Origin of the sequence: Staphylococcus cornubiensis, from assembly GCF_900183575.1 — a bacterium.
GTDB lineage: Bacteria > Bacillota > Bacilli > Staphylococcales > Staphylococcaceae > Staphylococcus > Staphylococcus cornubiensis.
This window is the reverse complement of the sequence record NZ_FXUZ01000003.1, coordinates 175,149-194,845: the sequence shown is the minus strand read 5'-3', so window position 1 is coordinate 194,845 and position 19,697 is coordinate 175,149. Positions and strand designations below refer to the sequence as shown.

20 protein-coding genes are annotated in these 19,697 nt (G+C 37.6%); 10 read left to right on the top strand and 10 right to left on the bottom strand.

The genetic code is table 11. From position 1 onward, the window contains the following. Nucleotides 1-60 precede the first annotated feature (60 nt). The 5 genes from CCE82_RS05515 to CCE82_RS05495 all read right to left on the bottom strand — a co-directional run bounded on the left by CCE82_RS05515 (nucleotide 61) and on the right by CCE82_RS05495 (nucleotide 4,616). Nucleotides 61-777: a trypsin-like serine peptidase gene (locus CCE82_RS05515; RefSeq protein WP_086428419.1), complete on the bottom strand. Its 717-nt coding sequence runs from the start codon at nucleotides 775-777 to the stop codon at nucleotides 61-63. 146 nt (nucleotides 778-923) lie between these two features. Next, entirely contained in the window at nucleotides 924-1,640 is a 717-nt protein-coding gene (locus CCE82_RS05510; protein ID WP_086428418.1) for a trypsin-like serine peptidase, read from the bottom strand. 318 nt (nucleotides 1,641-1,958) lie between these two features. Continuing rightward, nucleotides 1,959-2,678 (bottom strand): trypsin-like serine peptidase, encoded by a 720-nt coding sequence (locus tag CCE82_RS05505; RefSeq protein ID WP_086428417.1) that lies wholly within the window; start codon nucleotides 2,676-2,678, stop codon nucleotides 1,959-1,961. Between the two features lie 162 nt (nucleotides 2,679-2,840). Continuing rightward, nucleotides 2,841-3,566: a trypsin-like serine peptidase gene (locus CCE82_RS05500; RefSeq protein ID WP_086428416.1), complete on the bottom strand. Its 726-nt coding sequence runs from the start codon at nucleotides 3,564-3,566 to the stop codon at nucleotides 2,841-2,843. A 327-nt stretch (nucleotides 3,567-3,893) separates the two neighbouring features. Next, entirely contained in the window at nucleotides 3,894-4,616 is a 723-nt protein-coding gene (locus tag CCE82_RS05495) for a trypsin-like serine peptidase (RefSeq protein ID WP_086428415.1), read from the bottom strand. Between the two features lie 319 nt (nucleotides 4,617-4,935). On the opposite strand from CCE82_RS05495, the gene CCE82_RS05490 reads away from it, so the two are divergent. The 6 genes from CCE82_RS05490 to argS all read left to right on the top strand — a co-directional run bounded on the left by CCE82_RS05490 (nucleotide 4,936) and on the right by argS (nucleotide 10,382). Then, the gene (locus tag CCE82_RS05490) at nucleotides 4,936-5,274 is read left to right on the top strand and encodes a YuzB family protein (RefSeq protein ID WP_086428414.1); all 339 of its coding nucleotides are present in this window, start codon (nucleotides 4,936-4,938) and stop codon (nucleotides 5,272-5,274) included. Nucleotides 5,275-5,677: 403 nt separating this feature from the next. Further along, nucleotides 5,678-6,157: a GNAT family N-acetyltransferase gene (locus CCE82_RS05485; RefSeq protein ID WP_086428413.1), complete on the top strand. Its 480-nt coding sequence runs from the start codon at nucleotides 5,678-5,680 to the stop codon at nucleotides 6,155-6,157. A 22-nt stretch (nucleotides 6,158-6,179) separates the two neighbouring features. Then, the gene (locus CCE82_RS05480; RefSeq protein ID WP_086428412.1) at nucleotides 6,180-7,478 is read left to right on the top strand and encodes an HD domain-containing protein; all 1,299 of its coding nucleotides are present in this window, start codon (nucleotides 6,180-6,182) and stop codon (nucleotides 7,476-7,478) included. 90 nt (nucleotides 7,479-7,568) lie between these two features. Then, a complete protein-coding gene (locus CCE82_RS05475; protein ID WP_086428411.1) occupies nucleotides 7,569-8,084 on the top strand; it encodes a YwhD family protein in 516 nt (171 codons plus the stop codon). Nucleotides 8,085-8,311: 227 nt separating this feature from the next. Then, a complete protein-coding gene (locus CCE82_RS05470; protein WP_086428410.1) occupies nucleotides 8,312-8,722 on the top strand; it encodes a YwiB family protein in 411 nt (136 codons plus the stop codon). Between the two features lies 1 nt (nucleotide 8,723). Beyond that, nucleotides 8,724-10,382, top strand: coding sequence for an arginine--tRNA ligase (gene argS / locus CCE82_RS05465; RefSeq protein ID WP_086428409.1), 1,659 nt, complete (start codon nucleotides 8,724-8,726; stop codon nucleotides 10,380-10,382). Nucleotides 10,383-10,432: 50 nt separating this feature from the next. On the opposite strand, the gene tatC is transcribed toward argS, so the two are convergent. The 5 genes from tatC to efeO all read right to left on the bottom strand — a co-directional run bounded on the left by tatC (nucleotide 10,433) and on the right by efeO (nucleotide 15,632). Then, on the bottom strand, nucleotides 10,433-11,170 hold the full coding sequence (gene tatC, locus CCE82_RS05460; RefSeq protein ID WP_086428408.1) for a twin-arginine translocase subunit TatC: 738 nt from the start codon (nucleotides 11,168-11,170) through the stop codon (nucleotides 10,433-10,435). Next, nucleotides 11,130-11,351, bottom strand: a complete 222-nt coding sequence (locus CCE82_RS05455; protein ID WP_086428407.1) for a twin-arginine translocase TatA/TatE family subunit — start codon at nucleotides 11,349-11,351, stop codon at nucleotides 11,130-11,132. Before CCE82_RS05455 ends, tatC begins: the two co-directional genes overlap by 41 nt. A 510-nt stretch (nucleotides 11,352-11,861) precedes the next feature. Continuing rightward, the gene (locus tag CCE82_RS05450) at nucleotides 11,862-13,574 is read right to left on the bottom strand and encodes an FTR1 family protein (protein WP_086428406.1); all 1,713 of its coding nucleotides are present in this window, start codon (nucleotides 13,572-13,574) and stop codon (nucleotides 11,862-11,864) included. Then, a complete protein-coding gene (gene efeB / locus CCE82_RS05445; protein WP_086428405.1) occupies nucleotides 13,555-14,781 on the bottom strand; it encodes an iron uptake transporter deferrochelatase/peroxidase subunit in 1,227 nt (408 codons plus the stop codon). The genes CCE82_RS05450 and efeB overlap by 20 nt, the downstream gene beginning before the upstream one ends. Continuing rightward, nucleotides 14,778-15,632 (bottom strand): iron uptake system protein EfeO, encoded by an 855-nt coding sequence (efeO, locus tag CCE82_RS05440; RefSeq protein WP_086428404.1) that lies wholly within the window; start codon nucleotides 15,630-15,632, stop codon nucleotides 14,778-14,780. Before efeO ends, efeB begins: the two co-directional genes overlap by 4 nt. Before the next feature lie 664 nt (nucleotides 15,633-16,296). On the opposite strand from efeO, the gene CCE82_RS05435 reads away from it, so the two are divergent. From CCE82_RS05435 to CCE82_RS05420, 4 genes are read left to right on the top strand one after another with little or no spacing between them, the layout of a single operon-like run. Further along, nucleotides 16,297-17,178, top strand: a complete 882-nt coding sequence (locus tag CCE82_RS05435; protein ID WP_086428403.1) for an ABC transporter substrate-binding protein — start codon at nucleotides 16,297-16,299, stop codon at nucleotides 17,176-17,178. Then, on the top strand, nucleotides 17,168-18,118 hold the full coding sequence (locus CCE82_RS05430; RefSeq protein WP_086428402.1) for a FecCD family ABC transporter permease: 951 nt from the start codon (nucleotides 17,168-17,170) through the stop codon (nucleotides 18,116-18,118). Before CCE82_RS05435 ends, CCE82_RS05430 begins: the two co-directional genes overlap by 11 nt. Before the next feature lie 56 nt (nucleotides 18,119-18,174). Continuing rightward, entirely contained in the window at nucleotides 18,175-18,879 is a 705-nt protein-coding gene (locus tag CCE82_RS05425; protein WP_086428401.1) for an HAD family hydrolase, read from the top strand. Then, nucleotides 18,879-19,679, top strand: coding sequence for an alpha/beta fold hydrolase (locus CCE82_RS05420; protein WP_086428400.1), 801 nt, complete (start codon nucleotides 18,879-18,881; stop codon nucleotides 19,677-19,679). Before CCE82_RS05425 ends, CCE82_RS05420 begins: the two co-directional genes overlap by 1 nt. The last annotated feature ends 18 nt before the right edge of the window (nucleotides 19,680-19,697 follow it).

Sequence of the window (19,697 nt, the reverse complement as noted above, 5' to 3'; positions counted from 1 at the left end):
GACATCAAGTTCCAACCTCTTTTGAAGTGAGTTAAATATATTTAAGTAAATACCAACGATTTACTTCGAATTTTTATTAATCCAATCTGCAATGTTTGTAGTAAAAGGAAGTACATTTGCAGTGTACACTTTTGATCTTGTGATGATGATGCCAAGAAATTGACCATCTTTTTTGAAAACACCTGAGCCTGATTGACCGCTATAATTAGGCATATCTGTAAAAAGATAAGGTGGTGGTATTCTTTTAAAAGCCATGACTATACCATCACTACGGTATTGTGTTTTCTTAGGCGTTTCTTTCTTGTCAGGATAACCATAGGAGTATACCTCTTCCCCTTTAAGCTTCTTAAGTTCTTCATCTGTGTAACCTCGAACTGTTGTCGTGAATTTTTTAATATAGTATTTGTAGAATCTGTCTTGGTCTCTTTCCGTTCCTTTGAGCAATGCAATATCATAGTTAGGATTTGGAATGTAGGTGCTAATATTCATATAACCAAAGGGCCTCTGTTTTCCATTTTGCCCTGGATAAATTGTACCAACTCTTTGTGCACGTTTAGCGCCCACACAATGTTTAGCGGTAAGTGCAGCGGTGGATGAAATCAGGATGGCTGTACAATAGCGACCTGAATTCGTTTGAAAGTATGCGGTATATTTACTGTGAGAATCTGCAACGGTATCTGGCACGGGTACTTGTGTTCCTTTGGCGTAAGTCGTGTTAAAAGGCATAAGAAGTAAGCAAGAGAGAAATAGTAAGAGTATTAATGATAATTTTTTCATATGATCACACCTTTGATATGAGATGTTTAATATTTTGAAGTATTATAATTAAAATTTTATGAAATAATACGTTTATGAGATTGACAATCATGCACCAACCTCCTATTTGTTATGAGGTAAAAACTATTGAAAGGTTCAGCAAAGTGTTAATTCATATTTTGGTTAATCCAATCTGCAATGTCTTTGGTGAAAGGGAGTACAACGCCAGTGTTGCCACTTGTTCTTTTGACCATAAGTCCGATAAATTTACTGTCTTTTTTGAAAACACCAGACCCCGATTGTCCAGGATAAGCAGGCATATCGGTATTAATATATGGTTTTGTTTTATAATTTGTAATTTTACCATCACTGCGATATTGCATATTATTTATCAGCTGGCTACCGTGAGGATAACCATAGGCGTATACATCCTGACCAATGAAGCTTTTGAATTCTGCATTTGTGTAACCTTTGACTGTCGTAGTGAATTTTCCAATATAGTATTTGTAGAATTCATCTTGGTCTCTGTCGGTTCCTTTGATGATCGCTAAATCATACTTTGAATTTGGATGTAGCTTGTAGGTTCTAATATTCATATAACCAAAAGGCGTTTTGTTTCTAGATGCCCCAGGAAATATTGTACCCCATAGTCCTCTGCTTGGGGACTTTATGCAATGTTTAGCAGTGAGTGCGGCAGTGGATGAAATGAGGATAGCTGTACAATAGCGACCTGAAGCGGTTTTGTAAAATGCAGTTAATTTACTGTGAGTATCTGCGACAGTATCAGGGATGGGTGTTAGTTTTCCTTTGGCATAAACAGAGTCAAAAGGCATAAGAAGCAAGCATGCTAGAGAAAATAGGATTATCAAGCGCAATTTTTTCATGTCATCACACCTTTATTTTATTATTTTATCAATCAACACAATCATAAAAAGGATGTATCAATTATTCAATGATGCTTTTGTGATGATTTAAATCGAAAAGGCGATTATTGCAAATAAATGATAACGTGCTGAACGATAATGTAAGATATGCATTGATAGCTTGAAGGATTAATTTGTGGCAATTGACTAATGGCATGTAGGCAAAATGTTGAAAGGAGATAGCGATAAAATCTTCCGTAGCTAAAGGAAGAGGCTGGCAATCGTGCACCAACCTCTTTTGAAGTGCGTTATAAAGTTATATAAGAAGAAAGTAATGCGCTATTCCGCATGTTTGTTAATCCATTTTGCAATGTCTTCGGTAAAAGCGAGTACGTCTGCGGTGTTTTGTTTTGTTTTTGTGCTGATAATTCCAATAAATTCACCATCTTTTGTGAAGACTCCCGACCCTGATTGCCCGCTATAACCAGGCATATACGTTGGAAGGTAAGGTGCTGGGATTTTTATATATTTATAAATAGTACCATCGCTACGGTATTGTACTCTCCTAGGCGCTGGACTTCTGTTCGGATAACCATAGGAGTATACCTCTTTACCGACGAAACTGTTTAATTCTTCATCTGTGTAACCTCGAACTGTCGTCGTGAATGGTCGAATATAGTATTTGTAGAATTTATCCTGATCTCTTTCAGTTCCTTTTATGATTGCAATATCATAGTCTGGATGTGGGATGAAAGTTCTAATATTCATATAACCAAATGGGATTTTGTCTCCATTACGCCCTGGATAAATTGTGCCCACTCTTTGTGCAGGTTCTTTGCCTACACAATGTCTAGCGGTGAGTGCGGCAGTGGATGAAATGAGGATAGCGGAACAACTACGAGTTGAAGTCACTTGATAATATGCAGCATATTTACTATGAGAGTCTGCCACTGTATCTTTAACGGGGACTTGTGTGCCTTTTTTGGCGTAAGTCGTGTTGAAAGGTATCAGCAGAAAGCACGAGAGAAATAGTAAGAGTATTAAACATAATTTTTTCATATCATCACACCTTTGATATAAGATTTTTATATTAAAGCATTATATTTAAAATTTTATAAAATGATGTATCTGTGAAGGTTTGGGATGAAAGTTCAAATGATTGAGAGGCCGGACTTCAACCTCCCATCTCTTTCTGGTCTAAGTTAAAAATATGACAAAGCGTTATTTCGCATTGTCGTTAATCCACTGTGCAATGTCTTCGGTAAAAGGGAGCACATTTGCAGTTTTACTCTTTGTACTTGTGATGATAATGCCAATAAATTGACTATCTTTTTTGAAAACCCCCGACCCAGATTGACCGCCATAACCCGCAGGCATATCCGTGAAAAGGTAAGGTCTTGGCGTTTTTTTATATTGATTAATTTTGCCATCACTACGGTATTGTAATCTTTTAGGCACTGACTCTCTGTTAGGATAACCATAGGAGTACACCTCATCACCAACGAAACTTTTGAGTTTTTCATCCGTGTATCCTCGGACTGTCGTCGTGAATTTTTTAATATAGTATTTGTAGAATTCATCTTGGTCTCTTTCAATACCTTTGATTAACGCAATATCATATTTTGGATTGGGATGTGGAATGTAGAACCTAATATTCATATAGCCAAAAGGTCTTTGGTCACCATTTCGCCCTGGATAGATTGTACCTACTCTTTCTGCAGGTTTAAGTCCTACACAATGTCTAGCCGTGATTGCTGCAGTGGATGATATCAAGATGGCTGTACAATAGCGACCTGAATTCGTTTGAAAGTATGCGGCATATTTACTGTGAGAATCTGCAACGGTGTCTGGCACGGGGACTTGTGTTCCTTTGGCGTAAGTCGTGTTGAAAGGCATAAGCAGAAAACATGAGAGAAAGAGTAAGCAGGTCAAACATAATTTTTTCATGTCATCACACCTTTATTTTTTATTTTATATCAAGATAATCATAAAAATTATCTATCATTTATTCAATGATGCTTTTGCGTCGATTTCGTATTGAGCGACTCAAATTGCAGATCCATGATAACGTGCGCAACGATAATGTAAGACATGCATTAAAAACTTGAAGGATGAATTTGTGGCAATTGACTAATGGGCTTGTAGGAAAATTGTTGAAGGCGATAGCGATAAAATGCCGCTATCGCTCAACCATAACATATGGAAGAGGTTAGCAATCCTACACCAACCTCTTTTGAAGTGAGTTGTAAAGTGACTTAAGAATAAAGCAACGTATTATTTCGCATTATCGTTAATCCATTTTGCAATTTCTGTAGTAAAAGCGAGGACATTTGCTTCATAATTGCCGTTTCTTGTAACGATAATGCCGACAAATGGACCATCTTTTTTGAAAACCCCTGCTCCTGATTGTCCTTCAAAATTAGGCATATCCGTAAAAAGATAAGGTTTTGGGGTACTTTGATAGTTAGTAATTTGCCCGTCGCTCCGGTATTGGATTTTCTCATAAGGAATACTTTTTTGAGGATAACCATACGAGTATACGTCTTGACCAATGAAACCACGTAATTCATCATCAGTGTAGCCTGTAACGGTCGTCGAGAATTTTCTAATATAGTATTTATAAAATTTGTCTTGATCTCTTTCAGTTCCTTTTAATAGTGCAATATCGTAGTTGGGATTTGGGTTTGGAATATAGCTGCTAATATTCATATAACCAAATGGTGTTTTGTCTCCATTTGCGCCTGGATAGATCGTGCCGGCCTTTTTTAAGGGTTGAGATCCTGCACAATGTTTAGCAGTTAATGCGGCAGTGGATGAAATGAGAATCGCTGTACAGTAGCGACCATTCGCATTTTTGTATAATGCAGTATATTTACTGTGCGAGTCTGCAATGGTATCTGGAACAGGTCGTTGTTTCCCTTTGGCATAAGCGGAATCGATAGGGTTAAGGACTAAGCATGCTAAAGATAATAAAAGTATTAAACGTAATCTTTTCATGTGATCACACCTTTATTTTATTATTTTATAAATCAACATAAGAATAAAAAGTATGTGCGATTGATTCAATAACAATTTTATGTAGATTTAAATTGAATAGACTGGAATTGTAGATGAATGATAATGAGCTGAACGTTAATATATGCCATGTATGAATCGCTTGAAGGATAAATTTGAGGCAATTGACTAATAGGTTTGTCAGAAAAAGTGAAAGTGTCTCACGATAAATCGTAGTGTGACTTGAATATTTCCACCTTGAAAAATTGTGAAAAAAGAGTAAAATGAATAGAGTTAAAAAATTGAGAGGTGGGACGTCGAGGTGAAAAATAAATTTTTGGTTTGCGATGATTGCCAAGCAGTGAATCTTAAAACGTTGACGCAAAAACTGAAAAAGCTTGACCCAGACGCTGAGATTGAAGTGGGTTGTCAATCATATTGTGGACCAGGTCGACGTAAAACATTTGCGTTTGTCAATAACCGTCCGCTTGCTGCAACGACTGAAGAAGAATTGATGGAAAAAGTTCAGAAGCAGCTTCAAAAGCCACGCGATCCTGAAGAAGAAGAGCGTTTGAGAAAGCGTAATGAAGAACGAAAACGTCGCAAAGAAGAACAAGACCGTAAATTAAAAGAAAAATTGGCAAATCGTCATAAAGCGTAACCCCAATTTCTTATTCAATAGAGCTATAGGCAAAGAGACGCCCCTTAAATTTTGAAAAGGCACGTCTCTTTTTTATATGCGCATGCATCGTTTTATAATCATCGAAATTCAGCTAGGTTTGGCATAAAAACGAGAGACCATCATAACAATCGTAAAACCGCAAAATTCAAATTGAAGTGAAAAATCGTCGGAATGTCCAAAATCATCAGTAATGAAAACCGAAAAGTAAAGAATAGGAAAGTAACGACGACACCACACGCAACTCATGCCGAAATATGCATTAACTCGTCATGTTGTTCGACTCGAAAACACTTGCAATCTGAAGCATTTTCCCCGCTGTTTAGCCCTTCATTTATGATATAATAAAAAGTATTCTAGCAAGCAATAAGGAGCGAAATGTGGAATGTATGAAGTAAGAATTGCTACACCAGATGATGTAATCGGTATCCGCGATGTTGCGACAAAAGCGTGGTACAATACGTACTTAAATATTTATGCAGCTTCAACAGTGAATGAACTCCTCGCAGCTTCATATAACGAAGAGCATTTGCGTAAACGATTAGAAGAACAACTATTTATGGTTGCAATTGAAGATAAAGAAGTTGTCGGTTTTGCGAACTTTATTCAAGGCAGTGAGTTGTATTTATCTGCGCATTACGTTCGCCCACACTCTCAAAATAAAGGATATGGCCGCTTACTATTAGAACAAGGTTTAGAACATTATAAAGGCCAATATGATGCGGTCTATTTAGAAGTCGACACGAAAAACGAAAAAGGTGTCGCATTTTACGAACAAGAAGGTTTTGAAATCATTCGTACGTATGCACATGTGATGTACGGTGAAACGATGAATCTCGCACTCATGAAAAAACCATTAAGTTAAATGCCAACAAGGAGGGTTTTGATTGACAGAAACAGCTTATGTCACACGTAAGTTATCAGAAGAGAAAGTGTTCAAAGATCCCATTCATCGCTATATTCACGTTCAAGATCAGCTGATTTGGGATTTAATCAAAACAAAAGAATTTCAACGATTACGTCGGATTAAACAGCTCGGGACGCTAAATTTAGCTTTTCACACGGCTGAACATAGTCGTTTTGGTCATTCCCTTGGCGTATACGAAATTGTCCGTCGTATGATTGATGAGACGTTTAAAGACCGACAAGAATGGAATAATGCTGACCGACCACTTGCGATGTGTGCTGCGTTATTACATGATTTAGGACACGGGCCTTTTTCGCATAGTTTCGAAAAGATTTTTAATACAGATCATGAAGCCTATACACAAGCGATTATTATGGGTGATACAGAAGTGAATACTGTATTGAGACGTGTCAGTGAAACTTTTCCAGCTGAAGTTGCAGAAGTGATTAATAAAACACACCACAATCCATTGGTCGTGTCGATGATTTCGTCACAAATTGATGCAGACCGTATGGATTATTTGCAGCGTGATGCCTATTTTACAGGGGTGTCTTATGGCACGTTTGATATGGAGCGTATTTTGCGATTGATGCGTCCTTCAGCAGATGAAGTGTTGATTAAAGAAAGCGGCATGCATGCAGTTGAAAACTTTATTATGAGCCGTTATCAAATGTATTGGCAAATTTATTTCCATCCGGTGAGTCGTGGTGGTGAAGTCGTCCTCAATCATTGTTTTAAACGCGCCAAATATTTATACGAGCAAGGATACGAATTTAATATTCCGCCGCGTGATTTTGTGCCATTTTTCGAAAATCGTGCGACTGTAGAAGAGTACGTGCAATTAGATGAAGCCGATGTGACGTATTATTTGAAGCGCTGGATAGATGAAGAGGACCCTATTTTGAGTGATTTGGCACGTCGTTTTATCCATCGAGACTTATTTAAATTTTTACCGTTTGATGGCTCGATTATTACAATTACTGAGCTGCGCGATTTATTTGAACAAGCAGGCATTGACCCTGATTATTATTTTGTGAGTGATTCGTTTTCGGATTTGCCTTATGATTACGATCGACCAGGTTCGAATAGACAACCGATTCACTTATTACAAAATAATGGCGGTATTCGTGAAATTAGTAGCCAATCGCTCATTATTTCTAGTATTACGGGCATTAAACGTGAAGATTATAAGCTTTATTACCCGAAAGAGCTCGTGATGAACATTGAGGATCCAGAAATTAAAGCGAAAATTATTAACTTGCTCAATGAGTTGAATTAACCGACTAAGGCATAAATACGTTCACAAACGGAGCAATGCATTTTAAAATGACAATGACGTGAAGTATGAAAAATTTGGAGGTAAAATGACATGGCTGAGAAAAAAGGGTTTAATTTTAACATTATCAAGAATGATCCATTAGACGGTCATAAAGGGACTAATATTGGTTCAATCAGTCTCGATAATATTGCACCCGTTTTTATCGATATTGATGCGGAAGAAGCCTTTATTGATATCGGCGCAATGCATGCACGTGCAGCAGTCGAACGTGGCGTGAAATGGATTACCGATAAAGACACTGTTGATGTGGAAGGGGCTAAAGCATATTGGCTATGTTGGGTGACAACAGAACGCGGTGAACACGGTCCTTATTATGCAGGGGTTACTGCGGCCTATTTGTTAGTCAATAAGTCCATCCGTCGTGGGTATAAAAGTATGCCCGAACATGTCAATATGATGGATAAATCGATGAAGCATAAAGTGATTGTCGATCATATTGGTGCTAAAAACCGTCAAATTTTAGCCGATTTTCTTAAAACACATAACCCGGACATGTGGGCCAATTCTTCAGAAGCATTGCAGCAAGCTTTTAATGATGCTGAATAGAAGGCGGGTCGTCATTACAGCTTGATGGCATAGTGCTTACAGTTTGTTTAAAGGTGACTTGATTTCTAAACAACTTTCGATAAGTGAATTTAGAAGAGAGTCACCTTGTGTATTTCTTTCAATATTTTAAGGTAGATGAAATAAAAATGTGGAATTCTCTACATCCACAATATGTAACTTGTGTTATAATGACAAGTATTATTTTATGAAGTAAGGTGAAGAAGACCGTGGAGCATAACGTCAAAATTGATGTACATCAAATTGTTAAAAGAGATGCGCAAAAAGAGCATTTTTCACATCAAACAACGGGCCAATGGTTGAAAAAAGAGACGGATTGGATTCGTTATCAAGAACAAATTGAAAACGCGACTGTCAATGTGACGATTAAGCTGGCAGATGATAGCGTCAAATTGATTCGAAAAGGCGATATCAATATGAATATGCATTTTATCGAAGGACAAGATACGACGACATTTTACGAATTGCCTCATGGTAAAATGGTGTTGACCGTGCATACGATGAGCATTCTTCATTTCGTGACACCAGACGGCGGTAAGTTGAAAGTGCATTATGCATTATTCCAAGGCGATGAAAAAATGGGCACCTATCAATACGAAATTAAATATAAGGAGAAATAAGATGAACATTATTGATCAAGTGAAACAGACATTGATTCAGGAAATTGAAAAAAGTATTCAACAAGCGCAACTTGTCGAAACGATTCCTGAAATTAAAATCGAAATTCCAAAAGATACGAAAAATGGAGACTACGCGACAAACATTGCGATGGTATTGACGAAGCTCGCGAAACGTAACCCAAGAGAAATTGCACAACTCATTGTGGACCATTTGGATACTGAAGCGGCACACGTCAAATCGATTGATATTGCTGGACCAGGTTTTATTAATTTTTACCTCGATTCAAGTTATTTAAATGACGTCATCGATCAAGCTTTAGCGCAAGATACACAATTTGGTCGTGTTGCAGAACCGAAAAATGAAAAAATATTAGTGGAATACGTGTCAGCTAACCCAACTGGTGACTTACATATCGGCCATGCCCGTAACGCAGCAGTCGGGGATACGTTATGCAATATTTTAGACGCAGCAGGTTACGACGTTACAAGAGAATACTACATTAACGATGCCGGGAATCAAATTACGAACTTAGCGAAATCAATCGAAGCACGTTACTTACAACATTTAGGTCAAGAAGCGGAAATGCCAGCTGACGGTTATCACGGTCAAGACATTCAAAATATCGGTGCAGATTTAGCTGAAAAGCAACCGAACTTAATGGATTTATCTGATGACGAACGTTTGAAGACATTCAGACAGCTCGGTGTGGACTATGAGATGGCAAAGTTAAAACAAGACCTTGAAGATTTTAACATTCATTTCGATAATTGGTTTAGTGAAACATCTTTATATGAAAAAGGTGAAATTCAAGCTGTATTAGACCGTATGAAAGAAAATGGCTACACATATGAAAAAGACGGCGCGACGTGGTTACGTACGACAGATTTCAAAGACGATAAAGACCGTGTGTTGATTAAACAAGATGGAACGTACACATACTTTTTACCAGATATTGCGTACCACTACGATAAATTCCAACGTGGCAATGACAAATTGATCAATTTATTTGGCGCAGATCACCACGGCTATATTAACCGTTTGAAAGCCTCACTTGAAACGTTTGGTGTGGACAGTGACCGTCTAGAAATTCAAATTATGCAAATGGTGCGTTTAATGCAAGATGGCGAAGAAGTGAAAATGAGTAAACGTACCGGCAATGCAATCACATTAAGAGAAATTATGGATGAAGTGGGTATTGATGCAGCGCGTTACTTCTTGACAATGCGTAGTGCAGATACACATTTTGACTTTGATATGGCACTTGCGAAAGAACAATCTCAAGACAATCCTGTCTACTATGCACAATATGCACATGCACGTATTTGTTCGATTTTACGCCAAGCTGAAGCACAAGGCTATCAAGTTAAAAAAGGTGCCGATTATCAAACCATCACAAATGATAAAGCGATTGAATTATTGAAGAAAGTCGCGGAATTTGAACCGATGATCGAAGGGGCTGCTGAAGCGAGAGCACCGCATCGTGTGACAAATTATATTCAAGATTTAGCTGCACACTTCCATAAGTTTTATAATGCAGAAAAAGTATTAACAGAAGATCAAGCAAAAACGCAAGCACACTTAGCATTGATTGATGCTGTACGTATTACATTACGCAATGCATTACAATTAGTCGGTGTGTCTGCACCAGAACAAATGTAAATCAAAAAAGGCAACTTCAGTTTATCAAGCGCTGAAGTTGCCTTTTTAACTTAATGCGGTTTCGTAAATCGTATGATGAACATACTCAGTTCAAACAATAAAATTAAAGGTAAGGATAATAAAATATTTAACATGATGTCAGGTGGTGCAATCAAACTCGCCAAAACGAAACAACCGAAATACACATATTTACGGTAAGGCCGTAACATCGTCACATCAATCAGTTCGAATTTGGCCAATCCGATAAATAAAATGGGCAGTTGAAAAATGACGCCAAAGAATAACAGCCAACGCAATAGTTCTGTTAGATACTGTTTGAAACCTATCACTGGATCAATTGACATCAACTGTGACAAATTGAATGAAAACTGAACGATGAGCGGGAAAATGAGCCAATATGCTAATGCAATTCCCGTGAGAAAAAGCACAACGGAAATTAAACTATATTTATAAACGAATTGCCGTTCGATGTCTTTTAAACCAGGTGCGATAAATGCCCACAATTGATAAAACAGTATAGGTGAAATGAGACATAGCGTACAAAATAAAATAATCATAATGTAAATTTGTATCATTTCGGTAAAACTAAAAGCATGTAACTGCACACCATTTTGAGCGATAACGTGAATGAATGGCTTGATCCACCAATGCGACGAAATGTAGACGATGATGAGTACGACAACAAGTGCAATGCCAATTTTGATTAATCGTTCTCTCAGTTCATTAAAATGATTGAGGAGTGATAACTCATTTGCGTTCTTGTTTTGTAGATTTTGTACTGGGTGTATCTAGAGATTCGTCATCTTCTGTGATATGCTCTGTGGCAGATTTGAATTCACGTAACGTTGAACCAATCGCACGACCAAATTGAGGGAGCTTTTTCGGTCCAAACAGAATGAGCGCAATGACACTAATGATAATGAGACCTGTTGGGCTTGCTATACCTAAAACGAATGTACTTTCTAGCATAAAAATTCCTCTTCTCTAAAATTTTTTATCCATTCACATAGTGCTTTGAAAATAAGAACGGTATTGAAACGTCACACGACCACTCTCATCATTGGACACTTGAGTTAAAGAGGGTGGGCCATTAGTTTCCCCAGTCCCTATCCTTTTTATGGAATTATATCAATTATTGATAATAAAAAAACCAACAACGAGGATGAATTGGACGCAATAATTGAATGATATGGATTGTCTTCAATTTAGAAGCTTACCCTCAGTTTTCGCTGTATTGGGGGTCTAAGTTTGCCCGAAAGGCTGAGACTCCTGAGGGATCAGCTGGGCCGGAAAATCCAATTCGGCTTCCATCTCATGTGTGTTTCAATGAAGCCGAATTTAGTTGAAGCGCCAGCCCCTCGGAAAGCGAGCCATGAGGGCAATCAAAAACCACAAACCATCACAAGGAGGGCAAGTAAAACAAAATACTGCATCCACAGCATCAAAAATGATGATGTCCCTACTTTTCATTCATCACTGCTACTTTTTATTGCTTCTCAACGTATAAATGAGTACCACAAAAATAATGAAAATGACTTGTGCCACAATCGTCTCAATCGTTGGATAAAAACCAATCCAACTGAGCGTCGGCACATGTTCTAAACCGTGTCTCGGTACAATATCTAATAATTGTAACTTTTGAATACTCATCCCAAGCATTTTGAACGCCATCACAAAGAGAATGAGTGATAAGAATTTGAAAATATAATAAATCGGAATGAGTTTCACGATAAAGCGATATAACAATGCAAACACAGTTAAAATCACAAGGGCATAAACAATTCCTAAAGTAAACTGTACAGCGGTAATGTTACCGACCATCCCCATATAAAAGACAATGACTTCGACACCTTCTCTTAATACTGTAATGAATCCAATCACACCAAGTAATAAGAGATTGCGATTTTGGATGGCATTGTGATACATCGATTGCATCATTTCATCCCAACGTTTTGCATTGGAACGTTGATGCATCCATATGCCGACAATGTACATTAAGAACACAGCGACCAATCCTAGTGTTGCTTCCATACCTTCTCGGAGGACACCACTATCGCCAAGCAAGCTAATAAACAAGAATGCGAGTAACAGACTGATGATTAAGCCCGTTACGGCACCACTTAACACACTCGCTGTTCCTTTTCTATCTTTCATTTGACGTGTCATCGTTGTCAATGTCATGACGATGAGTAACACTTCTAATCCTTCACGTAAAAAGATGAGCATGACATCCCATGACGTATAACCTTGTTTACCAACCGTTTCTGCAATGTCTTTGTTGATTGATGTTAATTCCTTTTTCACATCATCTTTGTTCTTATCATCCAATATACTTTGATAGTACGGGATACGATTTTCGATTTTATTGTATAGACTGATGTTTTTTGTTTGAATTTGACCCTCTACATACGGCCACGTTTTGATAAATTGACTGAGAGATTGATCTGCCTTATCCAAATCACCTTGATCAATCGCTTGAATGGCTTTATCGAGATGTGTGTTTAAATCTGTTGCATGATATTTGCCTTTACCTTTTGAGGTTGCGACTTGGTCTGCCTGATCAATCGCTGTTTTGAAAGATTGCCAACTTGATTCAACTTTTTGAGTGTTCAATGGTTCTTTTTCAATAGCCACCCTTAATTGCATTAAATAGACTTCAATTTGTCCGTATTGATCGACATTTTTATTTCTAATGACAGATTCGTGTTTCGTCCAAATGGAATTCAGTTCACCATTAATTTGTTTTAATTTTTCTTGATCACTATCTTCAATCGCTTTTTTAATCGGTGCATTTTGTTTATCAATTAAGGATTGTAATGTTTTAATTTCTTCTGTATTGTCTGTTTGATTGACCGTATTTTCATAAGCGATGAGTGACTTTGTTAATTCTGAAAGCTGTGCCGTTTGCTTCTCAGTAGACCCAGAGCGATCTAACGCTTTTAAAGCCGATGTGACATCTTTGCCTTCTTTTGAACGATCAATGTTGAGGTCAGCCACTGCTTTATTCACTTGGTCAAGACTTTGTTTTTTAGCATTTTCAGATTGATTTTTATCTTGTAATGTTGATTTTGCGTCTGAAATAGCGACATAAACATCACTAAAATCCTTTTCAGCAGCCATGACAGGAGGAACTTTAGCGATGACCAACAAGAGTACAGCCATAATAACGCATTTAATTAAATAACGTTTCACCTAAATAACCTCCCTTTTTGACGCCTGGGAGAATTAAAAACAATCCAGACCCTTTATGTGTAATATATTCATTTAATTTATCTACAGAACCTAAATTGTTTTGGATGTCAATAAATTGTTGCGGATGCTTCTGGAATGAAATAAACAAAAGGCCTGCATCATAGTTTCCGGTTTTATCGTTCGTCCCGCGCATATAATTATAAGCACGACGTAAAATCTCAGTATTCGCCTCTTTCGCTAGACGTGCATGGGCATCTTTGGGAATGACGTACTCACCTTGAGCGTCTTTCGCTGATAAGTCCATTTCGTCAAACTCATCTTTTTTACCTAAAGGCGCACCCGATGCACGATGACGTCCAAATGTGGCTTCTTGTTCTTCTAAAGCGGTGCGATCCCACGTTTCGATATGGATTTGTATCTTCCTTAACACGCAATAAGTCCCGTACTGTGCCCAACCATCTTCTAAAAACACGTAATTTTTGTAAGCTTTTGTGTCACGTGGATTTTGCGTCCCATCTTTAAATGCCATTAAATTCCGTGGTGTTTCTTTGCCTTTACCTGAAATAAATCCTGTTTCAGACCATTTCACTTGTACGACATCGAGATAAGGTCGAATCAAGTTGTGAATGGCGTGGAAAGCGACTTGTGGATCGTCTGCACAAGCTTGGATGAAAATATCGCCACCAGTAATGTCTTTGTCTAATTGGTCATTTGGAAAGTGCGGTAAGTCTTTAAACGATTGCGGAATTTTACTTTTGAGCCCTAGTTTTTGTAAAAAGTCTTTACTCACACCGAAAGTAATCGTTAATTTGTTTGCATCAAGACCGATTGCTTCTCCTGTATCAATAGGTGGGAGTAAGGTGTTGCTTGTCGTCTTCCCAATCGCTTCACCGTGCATCATTTTCACCGTGCTCTCGGTCCAAGCTTTAAACATTTTTTGGATAGTTGCCTTGTCCTTACTCTTTAAATCTAATACCGCTAAATTGATATTTTTTTGCGTAGGCGTCGTAATGCCGGGTTGCACTTTACCATAAAATTGATAAGCTTTGTCCGCGTCATCTTGTGGTGTATCAAACATCGATTTAAATGAAAAGATGCTGCCGACCCCGCTTGCACCTATTGCGACGCCTGCACCTCCAACTCCTAACATTTTGAGGAATGAGCGTCTGGAATAGGTCGTTTCATTATGGTTGTTTTCTTGTGTCATTCTGTAACCACAGCCATTTGACTTAACGGTTCACCGAGTTCGTTGACTGCATTAGAGAGTTCTTTTTTCTGTGAATCAGTTAATTCAGTGAATAAAATGTAACCGTCGTCTTTTTTATATTTGTCTAACAAGCCGTTCACTTTATCAAATTTTGATTTAATTTTTTGACTTAAATCTTTATCCTTTTGATCTAAAATAGGTTTGAAAAGTTCATATATTTTTTGTGCGCCTTCAATGTTGGCTTTAAAGTCATATAAATCTGTATGAGAATAAATTTCTTCTTCACCTGTAATTTTAGAAGTTGAAATTTCGTTAAGTAAGTCAACAGAGCCCTGAAGCATGAGTTTCGGTGTAATGTCTAAAGTGTCCGCTTTGGCACGTAACTCTTTCGCATCTTTTAACAGCTGGTCGGCATCTTTTTTCGTTGTATCATTGATAGTTTGATCTTCATATAAAGCTTTCTCGATTTTGTGATAGCCCGTCCATTCGTTTTCTTTTTTCTCTTCTTTTAAATCAGCTAAACGCGCATCAATTTTAGGGTCTAAGTCTCCAAATGATTCAGCCACAGGTTCAGAACGTTCATAGTACATACGCACTTTTGGATATAAGGATTTTGCTTTTTCCATATCATCATTTTTAACAGCTTGAACAAAGTCTTCAGTGCCAGTTAGGAATTGATCTAACTCTTTATCCGTGAATTTTTTATATTCTTTCGTTGCTTTTTCTAACGCAGCTTTATTTTCGGTGTTTTCTTTGGATGATTGATTTTTGGAGCTGTTACTATTGTCCTGATTCCCGCAAGCAGCAAAAAGAAGTGACGATGCGATTAAAACCGTTGTTAATTTTTTCATAATTTCCACCTCATCAGTAAGATTGATCACTATCAATTGTAGAATTTGTTCGTCATTATAAACCGTTGTATGTATGCAAAAACAACAACGAAGCCCTTGATATGTTGAAGAATAATGTTTTTAAATTCATATATAATGATAAACGGTCTATCTCAATTGATAATCATTTTCAATTAATTATATTCCGATGGCGAAACACTGTCAATACAGTTTTTTAAGCTATTTTATTAGATAGAAAACTTAATATATTTATCGTTTGTTATCGTTTTCATCATCACTTGTAACAGTTAGGTTATTAAAGTTCGATTTTAGGGTCTATACGCTTGATTTGTCATCAAGGAGTCGTGTTTTTAGGGGATGACGTCTCAACTAGCTAACACTTGATTTTAAAGTGACATAGTTCAGGCGTTAGTGGATTTTTCCCATCAGCTGATCCTTCAAGTGTTTCGCCCAGATGAATAAATCAAACCATAAAAGAGAAGATGTCGACAGTTTCTTCATTTAATTATCATTAAGAGCTCGTATTTTATGGAAGATATGAAACTTGCACCTTTTAAATTAGATGGTTTTTAAAATTTTGTACAAAAAATTAATTTAAGAGTCCAAAAAACAACGAAAAATGATAAGATAAACAAAAATAAGATGAAAAAATAGGAGTGGAATGATGAAATTAAAATGGTTCGCAACCGTGATGGTCATGCTTGTCTTCATACTCGCGGGTTGTAATTTCAATGCCAATCAGTCGAAAGAAACTGGCAAATCTTCTGATAAAATGCCGAAACGTATTATTTCATTAATGCCAAGTAATACGGAGATTTTATATGAACTCGGACTGGGCGATAAAGTTATAGGGGTCTCTACTGTTGACGATTATCCGAAAGAAGTGAAAGAGAAGCAACAATTTGACGCGATGCAACTCAATAAGGAAGCGTTGATTAAAGCGCAACCTGACTTGATTTTAGCGCATGAATCTCAAAAAGCGTCTCAAGGTAAGGTACTTGATAGTTTAGAAGAGAGTGGTATCCGTGTCGCTTACGTTAAAGACGCACATTCGATTGATGAAATGTACGAAACGTTTAATCAAATTGGAAAATTAACAGGAACGGAACAACAAGCAAACGATTTAGTAAAAGAAACAAAACACAATATTCAGCAAGTCATTGACAATATTCCAAATCGAAAGAAAGCACCAAAAGTGTTTATTGAAATTGCATCGGAACCAGAAATGTATACAGCTGGTAAAGGAACTTTTATGAATGACATGTTAAAGCAACTTCATGCGCATAATGTGTTTGACGATACAGAAGGATGGCCAAAAGTGTCTAAAGAACAAGTCATTAAGAAAAATCCAGATGTCATGATAGCGACTTCAGGCGTATCGACAGAGGCTTATCGTAATGATATACAACAGCGCGGTGGTTTTGATCAAGTACAAGCGGTGAAAGATGACCGTGTTGTTGCTTTAAATGACGATATGTTATCACGTCCTGGACCACGTTTAGACGACGCGATGAAAATGTTGAGAGATGCTGTGTATGAAAAATAAGTTAACGAAAGGCTTCATGAGCATCAGTGCATGGAGCCTTCTTTTAATCCTTGTCTGTGCATACAGTTTGTTCAGTCGGTTAGAGTGGCAGAGTCCTTTGGTAGAAACACTCATTGTTGATGTACGTCTGCCGAGAATGTTACTCGCATTGTTTGCCGGGATGGGGCTAACGCTAGCGGGACAAATGTTTCAAATCATCTTGAACAATCCACTTGCTGATAGTTTTACACTGGGTCTTGCCAATGGTGCGACAGTGGGGGCTGCGCTTGCTGTATTACTCGGATTACCTTTTGTATGGGTTGCCCCTTTAGCGATGGTGATGGGCATGCTATCATTAGTGATTGTGATGGCTGTCGCTTATACTATCTCGCGCGGTTATCCGACACGTTCACTCATTTTAGCAGGGATTTTAATAGGCTCGCTATTGAATGCGTTATTATTTTTACTCGTACAATTTAATCCCAAACGGCTACAAAATATAGTGGCGTATATGTTTGGTGGTTTTGCAGCTGCGGAATATCGAGAAGCAGTAGTGGTCATCAGCGTCTTTATCATTATGACTGTCATGCTCATGCTGTTAGTGCCCAAAATAAAATTGCTGCAAATGAACCATCTTTCTAGTGCGGCGCTCGGGATTCATGTCGAACGCTTATCAGTGAGTGTATTAGTATTAGCGACAGTGATGTCTACAGTCATTATCGGCTTTGTAGGGGTCATTGGTTTTATCGGAATGGTCATTCCACAATTTGTTCATCGCATGAGCCGAGGAACGTTAGCTTTTAAAATGGCTTTAAATATTCTAATCGGTGGGACAGTGATGGTATTGGCCGATATTTTAGGAGGGCAATTACTCGACCCCATTCAACTGCCCGCAAGTGTTGTGTTAGCTATTTTAGGGATTCCGCTCATGTTTTATCTCATGATAGTTGAACGACAATAAGCAATTGACTAATATAGTATTATATGATTTTTAAAGAATAAGTAATGAGGTATACCATGGACTTAACAAACATTAAAGCAATTATATTTGATTTAGAAGGGACTTTGTTAGACCGTCAAAAATCACGTGAAAAATTTATTGAAGAGCAATACGAACGTTTTCATGATTACTTAGTGCGTGTACAAGCCTCAGACTTCCGCAAAAAATTTATCGAACTCGATGACGACGAAGATCATGACAAACCGGATTTGTATAAAGAAATCATCAAGCAATTTAATATCGATCGCTTAACGTGGAAAGATTTATTTAACGACTTTGAAATGCATTTCTATCGATATGTTTTCCCATTTCATGATACGACTTATACTTTGCAAAAACTTAAAGAAGCAAATTATAAAATTGGTGTCATCGCAAATGGTAAATCTAAAATTAAGCGTTATCGTGTCTATGCGTTAGGTATCGAATCTTACGTCACTCACCTCACGACTTCAGAAATGGTCGGCTTTCGAAAACCACATCCGCGCATTTATGAAGAAATTATTGAAAAGTTAGACGTCGCGCCAGAAGAAATTGTGTATGTTGGTGATGATGCGTTAAATGATGTCGCACCCGCTCGCGCAATGGGTATGGTGAGTGTGTGGTATCGTCATGGCGAAAGAGAAGATGACATCATTCCTTTAGAATCAGAAATGGACTTTGAAATTACAACACTTGAAGAATTATTAGACATTTTAAACATCGAACGGGAGGCTGAAAGGTAATGCAATTATTTAGAGCATCAGATGGCACAGCATTGAATTATCGCTCAATGGGGAAAGGTTATCCTATTGTAATGGTGCATTCTGTTTATATGAATCATACTGTATTTGAAGAGATTGCTAAGCGTTTATCGCGTTACTTTCAAGTGATTTTAGTGGACTTGAGAGGGCATGGTTATTCTGATAAGCCATTAGCGATTGATTTTCATGATTATAGTCAAGATTTGAAAGAGTTAATGGAGTTTCTCTATATCGAATGTGCGACGTTTATAGCGATTGAAATGGGAAGCGCTGTTGCATTAGACCTTGTTCAACGTGACCCTAAAAAAGTATCCGAGCTCATTTTAATCAATCCGACTGTCTCCGGAGAAGGTTTGCCACATGAGCGTTTGTTCCGTAAATACGCTGAAACGATTCGAACTTGGAGTGATAGCGAACAAGATAAATTTTTAGAAAAACATTTATACTACGCGAAAGGAAAAGTGCGTAAATTCCTGAAAAATGTGAATGACTCAGCAGCATTATTAACAGACTATGAGAAAAATGCGGTGGATCAATCATTTACGGGGTTTGAACTTAATGCGCCTTTATCAGAAATGAACGTGCGTACACTTGTCATCGCGGGTGTAGCGAATGAACGCATTGCACCGAGTGAGTCTGAAAACATTGCTGAGTTGATGCCGAACGCGACATACGAGTTATTTAAAAAGTCAGGCGTTTATCCATTTGTAGAAGAAAAGGATAAATTCCTTAAAACAGTGAAAAATTTCATGCAAAGAACGACGCATAATATGGATTTGTAACCAATTTGTAATATAACT